Origin of the sequence: Leifsonia xyli subsp. cynodontis DSM 46306, from assembly GCF_000470775.1 — a bacterium.
Lineage (GTDB): Bacteria > Actinomycetota > Actinomycetes > Actinomycetales > Microbacteriaceae > Leifsonia > Leifsonia cynodontis.
The window spans coordinates 2,232,624-2,246,911 of sequence record NC_022438.1 but is presented as its reverse complement, the minus strand read 5'-3'; the positions used below and the strand labels follow the sequence as shown (position 1 = coordinate 2,246,911).

10 protein-coding genes are annotated in these 14,288 nt (G+C 65.8%); 9 read left to right on the top strand and 1 reads right to left on the bottom strand.

The genetic code is table 11. The features are described from left to right. Positions 1–28 precede the first annotated feature (28 nt). From O159_RS10815 to O159_RS10805, 3 genes are all read left to right on the top strand, one after another. Positions 29–3,130, top strand: coding sequence for a DNRLRE domain-containing protein (locus O159_RS10815; protein WP_144267661.1), 3,102 nt, complete (start codon positions 29–31; stop codon positions 3,128–3,130). A 142-nt stretch (positions 3,131–3,272) separates the two neighbouring features. Next, the gene (locus tag O159_RS10810) at positions 3,273–4,934 is read left to right on the top strand and encodes a hypothetical protein (RefSeq protein ID WP_144267659.1); all 1,662 of its coding nucleotides are present in this window, start codon (positions 3,273–3,275) and stop codon (positions 4,932–4,934) included. Next, positions 4,904–5,098, top strand: a complete 195-nt coding sequence (locus O159_RS10805) for a hypothetical protein (RefSeq protein WP_021755825.1) — start codon at positions 4,904–4,906, stop codon at positions 5,096–5,098. The genes O159_RS10810 and O159_RS10805 overlap by 31 nt, the downstream gene beginning before the upstream one ends. Before the next feature lie 77 nt (positions 5,099–5,175). Here the strand turns inward: O159_RS10805 and O159_RS16325 are convergent, their stop codons facing one another. Then, a complete protein-coding gene (locus O159_RS16325; protein ID WP_269078356.1) occupies positions 5,176–5,298 on the bottom strand; it encodes a hypothetical protein in 123 nt (40 codons plus the stop codon). Positions 5,299–5,676: 378 nt separating this feature from the next. On the opposite strand from O159_RS16325, the gene O159_RS15070 reads away from it, so the two are divergent. The 6 genes from O159_RS15070 (at position 5,677) to O159_RS10780 (ending at position 14,268) form a co-directional block, all read left to right on the top strand. Further along, positions 5,677–5,910 (top strand): hypothetical protein, encoded by a 234-nt coding sequence (locus tag O159_RS15070; protein ID WP_169725691.1) that lies wholly within the window; start codon positions 5,677–5,679, stop codon positions 5,908–5,910. Between the two features lie 10 nt (positions 5,911–5,920). Continuing rightward, positions 5,921–9,106 carry an RHS repeat-associated core domain-containing protein gene (locus O159_RS10795; RefSeq protein ID WP_043993712.1) on the top strand — a complete coding sequence of 1,062 codons (3,186 nt, stop codon included), beginning with the start codon at positions 5,921–5,923 and terminating at the stop codon, positions 9,104–9,106. 1 nt (position 9,107) lies between these two features. Further along, a complete protein-coding gene (locus O159_RS14190) occupies positions 9,108–9,566 on the top strand; it encodes a barstar family protein (RefSeq protein ID WP_081689952.1) in 459 nt (152 codons plus the stop codon). 270 nt (positions 9,567–9,836) lie between these two features. Next, complete coding sequence (locus tag O159_RS10790) at positions 9,837–12,308, top strand: DNA polymerase III subunit gamma and tau (protein WP_021755822.1); 2,472 nt, start codon at positions 9,837–9,839, stop codon at positions 12,306–12,308. A gap of 3 nt (positions 12,309–12,311) precedes the next feature. Further along, on the top strand, positions 12,312–12,908 hold the full coding sequence (gene recR / locus O159_RS10785) for a recombination mediator RecR (protein WP_021755821.1): 597 nt from the start codon (positions 12,312–12,314) through the stop codon (positions 12,906–12,908). 73 nt (positions 12,909–12,981) lie between these two features. After that, positions 12,982–14,268 (top strand): aspartate kinase, encoded by a 1,287-nt coding sequence (locus tag O159_RS10780; RefSeq protein WP_021755820.1) that lies wholly within the window; start codon positions 12,982–12,984, stop codon positions 14,266–14,268. Positions 14,269–14,288: the final 20 nt, after the last annotated feature.

Genomic DNA, 14,288 nt, shown 5'->3' with positions numbered 1-14,288 from the left:
TGTGTCCGGTCGTGGGTGGTCTCGGTTGGTGGCTGGTGGGGTGGCGGCGCTGGTGGTGTGTGCGGGCCTTGTGGCTGTCGATGTGCCGGTTGGTGCGGCGGTTGAGCAGTCGGCGGGGGTCGTGGATGCGGATCATGCCGCGGATGAGGTGTCGGCGCGGGCGGTCGCGGAGGCGTATGGCCATGATGTCGTGGTCGATTCTCAGAGCTCTCCGAACCTGCTGGTGAAGGTGCGTGCTGACGGTCTCATGGAGGCGGTGACCAGTCAGGTTCCGGAGCAGGCGAAAGTCAAGGGGAAGTGGACCACGCTCGACACGACGCTGGTCGAGGAGGATGAGTGGTTCGAGCCGAAGGTGGCTGCGGTTCCGGTCCGCATCGGGCGGGGTGGCACGGATCAGATCGTGTCGGTTCGCTCGGTGTCGGGCGAGTGGATCACGGAGACTTGGCCCTACGGTGACCTTCCTGTTCCCACGGTCAAGAAGAACGCGGCGGTGTTCAAGGATGTTCTTCCCGGTGTGAATCTGTGGGTCACCGCGACCAAAGCGGGCATGCGGGAAGTTTTGGTCGTCAAGAACGCGGAAGCTGCTGCGGATGAGCGGTTGTCGGCTTTGCGTTTGACGGTCACGGGTGCGCGCCTGGTCGAGTCGGCCGAGACGGGAGCGTTGGAGGCGCATCCTGCCGAGGGTGAGCCGGTTCTGGCGGCGACGCCGCTGTGGTGGGACTCGTCGCACGAGGCGGCGAGCGAGGAGAGTCCGGGGGGTTCGGAGCCGCGTGCGGTTGCCAGTTCCGTGTCGGGTGCGGAGTCGGTTCTTGACATTGGTGCGATCACGGATGGTGATGTGACGTATCCGTTGTATGTGGACCCGGATTGGAGTGGCTATTTGCAGTACGACTGGTATACGGATCGTGCGTATCCGAATCAGTCTTACTTGAATCCGCCGGAGAACAGCGCCGGCTACGGGGTCCAGGGCGGTGTCGGCTACCTCTCTCGGGCGTTCTACCGGTTCGATACGAGTTTCCTTGCCGGGAAGGCGATTCAGAACGCTCGTTTCAATGTCGTTCAGACGTGGGCGAACAGTTGTGCGAGCACGTGGATGCAGTTGTGGCAGTACGGGCCCTCCGGTGTCGGCTTCACCTGGAATTCCGACCCGGGGCAGTGGGTGCGGGCGATCGACGGGCAGGCTTACAACGTCGGTGGTCCGTGCCAGCGGGACCCGCAGTGGGTGGGTTTCTCGGCCACTGTCGCGATTCAGGATGCTGCTGCCGCGGGGCTCCCGTATCAGACTCTCGCGCTGCGGGCGGAGAATGAGGGCAGCTCCCTCACCGGTAAACATTACCGGTGGGATGCCCAGTTGATCGTGACGTACAACTCACGCCCGAACACGCCAGCCGCTCCTGCGTTCACGGCTCCCGCACGGTCCTGCAGCACGGATGCGAACAATCCGGTCTATGTTTACGGTGGCGCGCCGGTGACGATCGGGGTCACGGTGACGGACCCGGACCCGCAGAACACGGCGGCGATCTTCACGATCACGCGGCTGTCCAATGGGGTGCAGGATGTCCCGGGGACGGCTTTCCAGGCTCAGGGCGCGAACCTGACGTACACGATCCCGGCGAACTGTTTGGTGGACGGGGAGAAATACGCGTGGTCGGCGGTGGGCTTCGACACGATCAACTATTCGGCTGCTTCCCCGAGGTGCTATTTCGTGGCGGATTCCACGAAACCGGCACTGCCGACGGTGAGCGTGGATGCGGTGGGCGCGACGGTCGGCAGCCCGCTCGATGTGGTGGTCACTGCTGCGGAACCCGCCATCGCCGGGTATCAGGTGTGGTGGACCAACGGCGGTAGGCCGGTGATGAGCCCTGCCGCGCCGGTGACCAGTTACACGTCGGCGTTGCCGGATTGTGGGCTGGGACAGGCGGGCGCGGTGCGTGTTGTCTGTGCGGATCCGTCGGGACGGACGACGATTCGGGTCGCTCCGGTCGAGGACCTCTCGACGTTGTGGGTTGCCGCATACGACAGGGCGGGGAACGTTTCGTACGATTCGGTGTCGAAGGCGTCCGCGGCGGGGCTGGAGGTTCGGGCGGAACTGCCGGATCTGTCGACCGGTCACGTCTGGAGTGCGGATGATGTGGATGCGATGACCTTGACGGACCGGGTCGGAGCGGCGTCGATTCCGGTCGGCGGGAATGCCGGGTGGGCGAGTGCGGACGGTGAGGACCCACAGCTGAGGTTCCTCGGCATGGTTTCGCTGAACGGTTATGCGAAGCCGGGTGGGGGGCACGCAACAGAGAAGGACGCTGCTTCCCTGCCGGGGTTCGTCCTTGAGTCCACCATCGGGCAGCTTGCCCGGTACGGTTCCGGTGCTGTGCAGCCGTCCGGGACGCAGGTGCTGTATGCGTGCGCGTATGGGGCGGGGAACATGCTCTCCCGCGCCGCGAACTGCGACGGCGCTGGTCCAACGGGGCGGCCTCTCGGGTATGTGTGGGCCTCGGCCTCGGCGCTGCCGGCCGGGTACACGGCGGTGGAGATCTTCCGCTGCCGGGTGGGGAACGACTACTTCACGACAACGACTTCTGCCTGTCCTTCTGGGGCGGTGAACGAGGGCTCGCGGGGGTTCCTGGCGAAGTATCAGCCGACGGCCACCGCTCCGGGTGTGGTGGACACGACGAAATCGTTCACGGTCTCGGCGCGGGTGAAGACGTCGGGGCAGACGGAGGCGCAGGCGGTTGTCTCGGGGAGCGGGGTGAGTGATTCAGGGTTCTCTTTGCAGGCGGGAATGAATTGGCAGTTCTGTCTGCGCGCCCAGGGCCCCACGGCGGTGACGAAGTGCGTGACGGGACCGGCGGTTTCGACCACACCGGGTTTCGTGACGGTTTCGGGTGTCTGGGATGCGGTGAATCGGCAGTTGGGGATTGTGGTTTACGCGGATGATGTCCTCACTGTGAACCGGGTGTTCTTCTCGCTTCCGGTGGATGATGTTCCGGCTTTGGGCGCTGTCGTGGTCGGCTCGGCTCTCACCGGTGGGATTCCGACGCAGTTCTTCGATGGCGCTGTCGCAGATGTCTCTGTGTATCCGGCTGCGTTGCCGGATTCGACGTTGCGTCAGCGTCCTGTCCCCCAACCGTGACCTGTTTTCCTGCGTGATTTCGTTGAGTTCAGAAAGATTCCTAATGAAGCGTGATTCTTCTCGTTCTATTCGCCGTGGGGTGGTTGGTCGCCGTGGGGTGGTTGGTCGCCGTGCTGCGATCGGTGTTGCGACTGTTGCGGCGTTGGTGGTGGCGATTGTGCAGGGTGTGCCGGTGTTTGCTGGTGAGAGGCCGGTTCCGTTGGTGTCGGAGAAGGTTGTGAAGGGTTCTCTGGCGTCGGGGGTCGAGGTTGGGGGTGGTGTTTCTCCGGTGTCGGCGCCAGTTGTGTCTGCTGAGGCGTTGTCGGGGGTGTATGAGGTTGTCACTGATGGTTCGGCGGGTTTGGGTGCGGTGGTTGTCGATTCTGTTGGTGGTGGTCGGGCCACGGTGGTGGATGGTGCGTGGCGTGAGTTGGGTGGGTCGGGGGTGGCGGTGGCTGCGGCGGGGGATCCTGTTGCGGTTCGGGATGCGAGGAAGCAACTCGATGTCTCCCGTAAGGGGAAGGCGAAGGCTGCGGCGAGGGATAGTGCGGGGAAGGTTGAGGCACGGTTTTTGAGTGCTGAGCGGGCGAAGAAGCTCGGTGTGTCCGGCCCGGTCGTTCAGTTGAAGCGGGTGGATGGGGGCAAGGGTGAGGCGTCGGTGGGGGTGCGTGTTCCGTCGCGGTTGTTGGATGCGGTGTTTGGTGCGGATTATGCTTCGCGTGCCCGGTGGGTGCAGGTGGACGGGGTGAAGCCGCCGGAGTCCGCGAAGGCGGTGGTGGAGGCAGCCGACTCGGTCCCCTCGTCTGTCCAGGCGAAGGGTGGGGATGTGGTGCTTGCGCCGGTGTTGTCTTCGGCGCCGGTGTTGTTGATACCGTTGGCGGCGCCGGTTGGTGGGAGGGGGACGGGGGATTTCACGGCGACGTCGTTGAGGCCGTCGAGTGAGTGGGATGTGTCGGCGCAGACGGGGACGTTCACGTGGGAGTATCCGTTGCGGGTGCCGCCGGTTGCGGCTGGTCCTTCTCCGGATCTTTCGTTGTCGTATGATTCGCAGTCGGTGGATGGGTTGACGGGGTCGACGAATAATCAGCCGTCGGCGGTCGGTGAGGGGTGGTCTTTGGCGGGGGGTGGGTTCATCGAGCGTTCTTATGTGGGGTGTGCGGTGGATGATGGGCCGAGTGGTGCGGTGAGGACGAGTGGGGACCTGTGTTGGAAGAACGCGAATGCGTCAGTGTCGTTCGCGGGGCATTCGGGTGAGTTGATCCAGGTTGCGGGGTCGAATCAGTACCGGTTGGGCAATGATGACGGCACTCGCTTCACGGAGCTCAAGGGTGGACTGTGTGCCGCGAATGGCACCTCGGACACGGCGTGTTGGCAGATGACGACCACGGACGGGACCCAGTATTTCTTCGGCCTGAATCAGCTTCCTGGCTGGAGTGCGGGGAAGCCGGTGACGAATAGTGCGTGGAGTGTTCCGGTGTTCGGGAACGATGTCGGGGAGCCGTGTCACGCGGCGTCGTCCTGCACCTTGGGGTGGCGGTGGAACCTCGACTACGTGGTGGACACTCACGGCAATGCGGAGGCGTTCTATTACAACGCGCAAACGAACCTCTACGCCAAAAACGGGTCGACGGCGACCGCTTATACGCGGGGCGGTGAGTTGGAGCACATCGAGTACGGCCTGACCTCCAGCACCGTACCGTCTATGGGGCGAACGCGGCCAGCGGGAAGGTGTTCTTCTCCTATGACACCTATGACAGGAATGGTCGCTGCTCGGATCCGGGTGGTGAGTCGTGCATGGCCCAGCCGACAGCCGGGAACGCGGTGAAGCCGGTGAATGCGGCGGCGTATCCGGATGTCCCGTTCGACCAGCTCTGCACCTCGGGTTCGTGCGCGACCCAGATTTCCCCGACGTTCTGGACCACCTCGAAGCTCGCCAGCGTGAAGACCCAGGTCCTCACGGGTGGGTCGTACAAGGATGTGGATTCCTAGGAGCTCAAGCAGTCGTTCCCCGCCCCCGGCGATGGCACGTCGGCGGCGTTGTGGCTGGACAGCATCACCCACACCGGCTACAGCAACGGCACGTCACTGACGGAGCCGACCGTGAGTTTTGCGGGGACGACGATGCAGAATCGGGTGTGGGCGATCGACGGGTTGGTGCCGTTGGATAAGTGGCGGATCTCTTCGATCAAGACCGAGCTGGGTGCGACGGTGAGCGTGAATTATTCGGGGCAGGAGTGTGTGCCGGGGGATCGGGCGGCGATTTTCGCGAATCCGCAGAATAATACGAAACGCTGCTACTCGCAGTGGTGGAGTCCGGCGGTGACGCCGCCGCAAGCAGTTCAGCAGGATCTGTTCCATAAGTATGTGGTCACGAGTGTGATCGATAACCCGAACACGGTGGTGCGGGGTCTCCCGCGGTTGAGAAGTCCTACCTGTATGGCACGCCGGCGTGGCGGTACAACGACTCCCCGCTGTCTGCGGCGGACAAGCGCTCCTGGTCGGTTTTCGCTGGGTTCGATTCCACCGAGGTGCGGGTCGGGAGTGCGGGGAATCCGGCGGGGCAGGCTGTGACGAAGTACACCTTTTTCCGCGGCTTGAACGGCGACCGCGCCGCCCCCGCGGGCGGCGCGAAAGCCGTGAGTGTGTTGGGTGTGCCGGATGAGCGTCCCTTTGCGGGGCGGGTCCGGGAGCAGGTGACCACGTTGGGGGTGGGGGGGTCCGGTGGTGTCGACCACGACGACGCCGTGGATGTCGGCGGCGACGGCGAGCAATGGTTACCATTCCGCGTGGTATACCGGTGAGGCGACGGTGGTGACCAGCGAGCCGGTGTCCACTGGGGGGAGCCGGACGACGACGTCGTCCACGGCGTTCGCGGGGGCGTGGGGGTTGTCGGTGACGCAGCAGGTGGTGTCCAGTGACGCGCCTGCGACGTGTGCGACGACGGTGTATGCGGCGGTGAACGCGGCGGCGAACCTGGTCGGTTCAGTTTCCGAGGTGCTGACCACCTCCGGGGCGTGTGATCAGTCCGGAACGGTGGGTGCGGATCGGCTGATCAGCGGAGTCCGCACCGCCTACGACGGGGCCGCGGTCGGTGCGGCGCCGACGCGGGGGGAGGTGACCATGACCGAGGCGGTCACCGAGATGTCGGGTGCGGCGAAGACGTGGACGGTCGCCTCCACGAGCGTGTACGACGGCCTGGGGCGGCCGGTTGAGGTGACGGATGTGTTGGGGCGGGTGTCGAAGACCGCCTACACGCCCGCCACTACGGGGGGCCCGACGACGAGGGTGGAGACCACGAATCCGGTCGGGTGGGTATCGAGCACGGTGCTGGATCCGGCACGCGGCGCGGAGTTGTCAGTGACGGATGAAAACGGGAAGGTCACCTCGGCGACGTACGATGCGCTCGGCCGCCGCACCGCAGTCTGGCTCCCGAACCGGGCGCAGGCGGACAACGCCTCCTCCCCGTCGAGCGCGTTCGCCTATGGGGTGTCGCAGACGCAGGCATCGACGGTGACGACGAAGACGCTGATCCCGGGTGGGACGAAGACCACGATCGAGGTGGTCGATGGTCTCGGCCGTCTGGTGCAGTCGCAGGCGCCCGCGGTCGGTTCCGGTGGGGTGAACACGGACACGGCTTATGATTCCCAGGGTCGGACGGTGTCGACCACGAGGCCGTATTGGGCGACCGAGGCGCCGAATGGCAAGCTGTTCGTGCCGACGAGTATGGCTCAGGTGCCTTCCCGCACGGACACGGTGTTCGATGCGGCGGGGCGGACTACCGCGAGTGTTCTGTATACGTATGGGGATGAGACGTCCCGGACGAGGTATGCGTATCCGGGGGCGGATCGCACCGATATGGTGCCACCGGCTGGGGGCACCCCGACGAGTACGTTCACGAACTCGCGGGGGGAGAAGACGAAGCTGGTCCAGTACCAGGGAGCGGGGATCGCTGGTGCCGGGTTGGCCACCACGTATGAGTACAACCCGGGCGGGAAGATGACCGGCATGGTCGATCCTGCGGGCAATAGGTGGGCGTGGCAGTACGACCTGAAAGGCAACCAGGTTGTCGCCGACGACCCGGACTCCGGTCGCACGGTGAGTGTCTATGATCTGGCGGGGAATGTGCTGTCCACCACGGACGCGCGCGGGCAGGTGTTGGCGTACACGTATGACCAGTTGAACCGGAAGACGGCGAAATACTCCGATTCTACCAGTGGTGCGTTGCTGGCGTCGTGGTCGTTCGACACGTTGGCTAAGGGCAAACCGACCTCTTCCACCACCGGCGCGGCCGGCGCGGATACGCAGTGCTTCCGCTATGACTACCTCCACCAGCTCACCGAAGCGTGGACGCCGAAGAGCAGCGACTGCGCACCCACCCCCACCACGGCCGGGCTGGGTGGGGCGGCGCCGTACTGGACGAGCTACACGGTCGACCCGCTGACGGGGAACCGCACCTCCACCACCGCGCACACCACAGCCGGGGACACCACCACCAGCTACACGTATCCGGCGGCGGGTGCCGCGCGTCCGCACGCGGTGACGAGTGTGGCCGGTGGACAGTACGACTACGACGCAGCCGGGAACACTGTGACGCGTCCGGGGCAGACCTTGACGTGGGATGAGTCCGGGAAGCTCGCCTCGGTGTCCACGAAAGACGGTACCCAGTCCCGGGTGTATGACGCTGACGGGAACGTGCTGCTGCAGACGGATCCGAAGGCTGGGACGACCCTGTTCGTGGGGGAGACCGAAGTGACGCTCGCGCCTGGCGCGAGTGCGGCGTCCGCGACCCGGACGTATTCGGTGGCGGGGGTGACTGTTGCGGAACGCTCCACCAAGGTTGGGGTGTCCGGCAGCACTGTGACGTGGCTGTCCGGTGACATGAACGGTACGCAGGATCTCGCGGTGAATCAGTCCACTGGGCAGGTCACCCGCCGCTTCGCTGACCCCTACGGCAACGCGCGCGGGCCTCAAACCGTGTGGGGGAGCCAGCATGGGTATTTGAACAAGCCCACCAGTGTGATGACTGGGCTTACGCAGTTGGGTGCTCAGGCGTATGACCCGGTGATCGGGAAGTTCCTCTCCGTCGACCCGATCCTGGACATGACCGACCCGCAGCAGTCGAACGGGTACTCTTACTCCCACAACAACCCGGTCACTACCAGTGACCCGTCTGGGCTGAAACCCAAGACGAACAAGTCCAAGGGGAAACCTGCGGCAGCGAAATCGGCCGGCGCGAAATCGAAGCCGAAAGCCGTGGCGGGTGGTTCGAAGACGGACAAGTCCAGCGCGAAGGGCAGCTCGGGTAAGAAGTCCGAGCAATGGTGGAACCCCTGGAGCTGGAGCCCGAAGACCTGGCAGAAAGCCGCCGCGATCGGTGCGGGTGTTGTGGCGGCTGTTGCGGTTGGTGCGGCGATCGCGGGTGCGGCGGGGTGTGTTGCGGTTACGTTCGGGGTGTGTGGGGCGGTGATCCTGGGTGCTGGTGCGGTTGGTGGTGCGGTTACCTACGGGTTGAAGCCCGGGAAGAAGACCGGGGCGGGGTTCGCTTCAGCGGTCGCGAGTGGCGCGGTCGGCGGTATTGTTGGTGGGGCTGTGGGTGCTGTGGCTGGGAAAGCCCTCAGCGCGGTCGCATCCAAAGTCATAACCAACACCGCTGGGAACACAGCCGCAAAAGCAGAAACCGCTGCTAGCAGCGTGAGGGCTCCTGTTAGAAATCCCCCGACACCTCTTGGCCCAGCCACTGCGAAGGCGGCCATGGTTGATGACGTTGTAGAGAGCACAGGGAAGCCGCCGTCTGGATATGCGGGAGGCCGAAACTTTAGCAATAGGGAGGGCGCGTTGCCAGACGGCCCTAGCTATCGGGAGGGGGACGTAAATCCCCGGATCCCGGATGTTGACAGAGGAGGGCAGCGTTCAGTCACAGGTAGCGATGGAAGCGCTTACTATACGCCCGATCACTACAATTCATTTGTTAAATTTCCTAGTGCTGCGGGGGGCTAATATGAAGCCGATTCTTATCTTTCACAAATCATCGTTGGAGTTGGATGGTTTTCTTGCCGACGCTCACCGCGACGGTCTTGTTATAGTCCAACTCTCAGCGATGGAGTGTGTGACTGTCAAAGACATGTTCGAAGAGTTCTCACGTGCATTGCGTTTCCCTGACTACTTTGGGAGAAATTGGGATGCCTTCGATGAGCTTCTTTCCGACCCAGTAGAGCTTGATTTTCGATCAGGAATAGTCCTCGTTATTGATTGTCCCTCACGGCTTCTGGTAGATGAGCCAGAAAAGCGCCCGATGCTCGGCCAGTCGATAAGATCGGCTCAACAATCGTGGGCGAACCCGGTGAATCAGGGAGGATGGTGGGGTCACGCCGCCCTGGCTTTTATTACTGTGCTGGCAGTAGGTGAACACGAAAATAAAGCCACGCTTGATTTAGTCCGAGAAATGGAGATCGACTGAACCTGAATTGCCTTGGGTTTATTCTATTACTAAGAGTAAATCAGGCTTTAAGGTCATTGACTTTGATGTCCATTCCTCTGGATTGGCGTAGTCAATCAATCGCACAAATCCCGGATCTATTGGACGCGGCAGGATTGGATAGAGGGGGATATGGCGACGGAGGAGCCGCTTGTCGGTGACAACTCCTAGCGCGGCGCGGATACCACCTTCGAGGTCGGCGGGTCCCCTCAGACTGACCCCATTGTCGGTCGTGGCAAGTAGCATGTGGGGGTGGTCACCGCTCTCTATCGCCGCTACCGGCCGGACACCTTCACCGAGATGATCGGCCAGTCGCAGGTGACCGATCCGCTCAGGACGGCGCTGCGCACCAACCGGGTGAATCATGCGTATCTGTTCTCCGGGCCGCGCGGGTGCGGAAAGACCACCTCCGCGCGCATCCTGGCCCGCTGCCTCAACTGCGCCGAGGGGCCCACCGACACCCCGTGCGGCACCTGCCCGAGTTGCGTCGAACTCAGCCGCGATGGCGGCGGCTCGCTCGACGTGGTCGAGATCGACGCCGCGAGCCACAACGGTGTGGACGACGCCCGCGACATCCGCGAGCGCGCCATCTTCGCGCCGGCGCGCGACCGCTACAAGCTCTTCATCCTGGATGAAGCGCACATGGTCACGCCGCAGGGTTTCAATGCGCTGCTGAAGATCGTGGAGGAGCCGCCGGAGCATGTGAAGTTCATTTTCGCGACCACGGAGCCGGAGAAGGTCATCGGCACCATCCGCTCCCGGACGCACCACTACCCGTTCCGGCTCGTCCCCCCTGCGCAGATGCTCGAGTACGTCCAGGGCCTCTGCGACAGCGAGGGGATGACCGTCGCGCCCGGCGTGCTCCCGCTCGTCGTCCGCGCCGGCGGCGGCTCGCCCCGCGACACCCTCTCGCTGCTCGACCAGCTGATGGCGGGCTCCGAGGGCAGTTCCATCGAGTATGAGCGGGCCGTCGCGCTCCTCGGCTACACGCACGCGGCTCTGCTCGACGAGGTCGTGGACGCCATTGCCGCCCGGGATGCGGCCGGGGCCTTCGCGGCCGTCGACCGCGTCATCCAGACCGGACAGGACCCGCGCCGCTTCGTGGACGACCTGCTCGAACGTCTGCGCGATCTGATCGTCGTCGCGGCGACCAGCGTCGAGGGCGCCGCCGCCGTCCTCCGAGGCGTCCCCGCCGACGAACTGGACAAGATGGGCATGCAGGCGATGATGTTCGGTGCGGCCGAGCTCAGCCGCTCCGCCGACATCGTGAACGCCGCGCTGACCGAGATGACCGGCGCGACCTCGCCGCGCCTGCACCTGGAGCTCATGATCGCCCGTGTGCTGGTGCCGTCGGGCGACGACACCGAGCGCGGTGCGCTGGCCCGGGTCGAGCGGCTGGAGCGCCGGGTGGGCGTGAGCGATGCCGCGGGCGGTGGGCCGACGAGGGGCACGGCGCCTGCGGTTGCGGCGCCGGCGACCCGCAGCGCGCCCGCTCCGGAGCCCCCGGCGATTCGTGCGGCGGAGCCTGCTGCGAAGGCGGAGCCGACTGCGGGGGTGCAGCCGCCGGCGAGGACGGAGCAGCCGGCGAGGGCCGAGGAAGCTGCGCCGGAGCCGGATGCGGTGGTGGAACCACAGCCGGAGCCTGCAGCGGTCGCTCCGGCCGAAGCCGTCACCGCGCCGCCGATCGGTCCGGTGACGACGCAGCAGGTCAAGGACTCTTGGCCGCAGATTCTGGATGCTGTCCAGCGCGCCAAACGCAGCGCTTGGATGGTCGTCTTCACCGCACAGGTGCGCGCCCTCAGCGATGACGTGCTCACGCTGTCCTTCCCGAGCGACAACGACGTCCAGAGTTTCCGGCAGCCTCCGTCGCCGGGCACCCAGGGCGTCAGCGAGTATCTCCGCCAGGCCATCGTGGACATCCTGGGAATCCGGGTGAAGTTCATCGCCCGCGCCGACGGCGGTTCCGGTTCGTCGGGCCCGGGTGCGCAGGCGGTTCCCGCGGCCGAGGCCTGGCCCGGGGCGGGCGGCCCCGGCGCTGCGCCGCACGGGGGCGGGGGACCGTCGGACGGCGTTCCCGATCGCCTCGCCTCCGAAGACCTGTCCTCGGGATCGCCGGTGTCGGGACGCCCGGCGCCCGGTGCGTCGCCGTCGGCGAAGGCTCCGCCCGAGATCTCCGGGTCCGGCGTCGCGGCGGACGCTGGCGCGGAGGCGTCGGGAGCCGCCCGGGCGGCATCGCGTTCGGCCGCCGCGCCGTCCTCCGGGCCAGTGACTGAGTGGGCGACCGTCGCCATTCCTGTTGCGGAACCGGTGGGGGCGGCGTCCGCTGTCGTGACCCTCGAACGGCCCGAGCCCGCCGCTGTTCCAGTCGCATCCCGAGCCGGCATCCCGCCCCGCGGTGACACGCCTCTCTCCGACGATGTTCCGCCGGAGGAGACCGAGCCGCCGTTCGAGCCCGACTTCCCGGAGGAGCCCGACTTCCCAAAGGAGCCCGACGAAGACGGAGCGGTTGTCCCTCCTCCTCCCGCTGGCTCGGCTCCTGCCCCGTCCACGGCTCCGGCGCAGCATCCGGCGCTGCGCACCGCTCCTGCGGCCGCACCGGCCACCGGTACGCGCACCCCCACCTTCCAGGCCCCGCAGCGCTATGGCGAGGCTGTCGTCCGCGAGATCCTGGGGGCGACCTTCCTCGAGGAGCAGCCCGCTCCGTCCAACCCGGGGACGCGGTGACCCGTGTACGGGGGCATCGTCCAGGAGCTGATCGACGAACTCGGACGCCTTCCGGGGATCGGGCCGAAGTCGGCGCAGCGGATCGCGTTCCACATCCTGCAGACCGAGGCGTTCGATGTCACCCGGCTGGCCGAGGTGTTGCTGGAAGTGCGCGACAAGGTGCGGTTCTGCGAGATCTGCGGCAACGTCTCGGAGCAGGCCACCTGCTCCATCTGCCGCGATCCGCGTCGCGACCCGGCGCTGATCTGTGTCGTGGAGGAAGCGAAGGATGTCGTCGCCATCGAGCGCACGCGCGAGTTCCGTGGGCTTTATCACGTCCTCGGCGGCGCCATCAGCCCAATCGATGGCGTCGGCCCCGACGACCTCCGCATCCGGCAGCTCATGCAGCGTCTCGCCGACGGGACCGTGCAGGAGGTCATCATCGCGACCGACCCCAATCTCGAGGGCGAGGCGACGGCGACCTACCTCAGCCGCCTGCTGACCGCGCTGGAGGTCCGCGTCACGCGTCTCGCCTCCGGTCTGCCGGTCGGCGGCGATCTGGAGTATGCCGACGAGGTCACCCTCGGCCGCGCGTTCGAGGGCCGGCGTCAGGTCTCCTGACGCCATCGTCACATGAACGCCCAGGCATACCCCCGGCCGGTAGGATGGGAACTCCCGTGACTTCTGGAGTGCCATGGTCTTGATCGTGCAGAAATTCGGCGGCTCGTCCGTCTCCAACGCCGAGTCGATCAAGCGCGTCGCCAAGCGGATCGTCGAGACGCGCAAAGCGGGCAACGAAGTCGTCGTCGCCGTCTCCGCGATGGGGGACACCACCGATGAACTGGTCGACCTCGCGCACGAGGTGACGCCGATCCCGGCCCCGCGCGAGCTGGACATGCTGCTCACCGCGGGCGAGCGCATCTCGATGGCGCTCCTGGCGATGGCGATCAAGAGCATGGGCTCCGATGCCCGGTCGTTCACCGGGAGCCAGGCGGGCATGATCACCAACGCGGTGCATGGCTCCGCGCGCATCGTGGACGTGACGCCCGGCCGCATCCAGGACGCCCTCTCCGAGGGAGCCATCGCGATCGTCGCCGGTTTCCAGGGCTTCAGCCGGGAGTCCCGCGACATCACGACGCTCGGCCGCGGCGGTTCCGACACGACCGCTGTCGCCCTCGCCGCCGCGCTCGGCGCCGAGGTCTGCGAGATCTACACCGATGTGGACGGCGTGTTCACCTCCGATCCCCGGCAGGTTCCGCTCGCGCGCAAGATCGACCGCATCACCAGCGAGGAGATGCTGGAGCTGGCCGCCGCCGGCGCGAAGGTCCTGCACATCCGCGCGGTGGAGTACGCCCGGCGCCACAACGTCACCCTGCATGTGCGCTCCTCGTTCTCGAACCGGGAGGGCACGTACGTCCTCAACGAAGCAGCCGCGGCTGAGGCCGCGAAGAAGGAGGGAACCGTGGAAGAGCCCATCATCTCCGGGGTCGCCACCGATCTGAGCGAGGCGAAGATCACCGTCGTCGGCGTGCCCGATGTGCCGGGCAAGGCGGCGCAGATCTTCAAGATCGTGGCCAAGGCCAACGCGAACGTCGACATGATCGTGCAGAACGTCTCCGCGGCGGCCACCAGCCTGACCGACATCTCGTTCACGCTGCCGAAGTCGGAGGGGCAGCGCGTGCTGACCGCCCTGACGTCCGAGAAGGACGAAGTCGGCTTCCAATCGCTCCAGTACGACGACCAGATCGGCAAGCTCGCCCTGGTCGGCGCGGGGATGCGCACCAACACCGGTGTCTCGGCCAAGCTTTTCGAGGCCCTCTTCGACGCCGGCATCAACATCGAGATGATCTCCACCAGCGAGATCCGCATCTCGGTCGTGACCCGCGCCGACACCGTGGCGGAGGCCGCTCGCGTCGTCCACAGCGCCTTCGGGCTCGACGGCGACCAGCAGGCCATCGTTTATGCCGGCACCGGCCGCTGACGACCGCTCCGGGAATTCGC

Coding starts and splice junctions, on each gene's coding strand:
- O159_RS10805 (WP_021755825.1), top strand. CDS start 4,904: ATGGCCCAGCCGACAGCCGGGAACGCGGTGAAGCCGGTGAATGCGGCG.
- O159_RS14190 (WP_081689952.1), top strand. CDS start 9,108: ATGAAGCCGATTCTTATCTTTCACAAATCATCGTTGGAGTTGGATGGT.
- O159_RS10780 (WP_021755820.1), top strand. CDS start 12,982: ATGGTCTTGATCGTGCAGAAATTCGGCGGCTCGTCCGTCTCCAACGCC.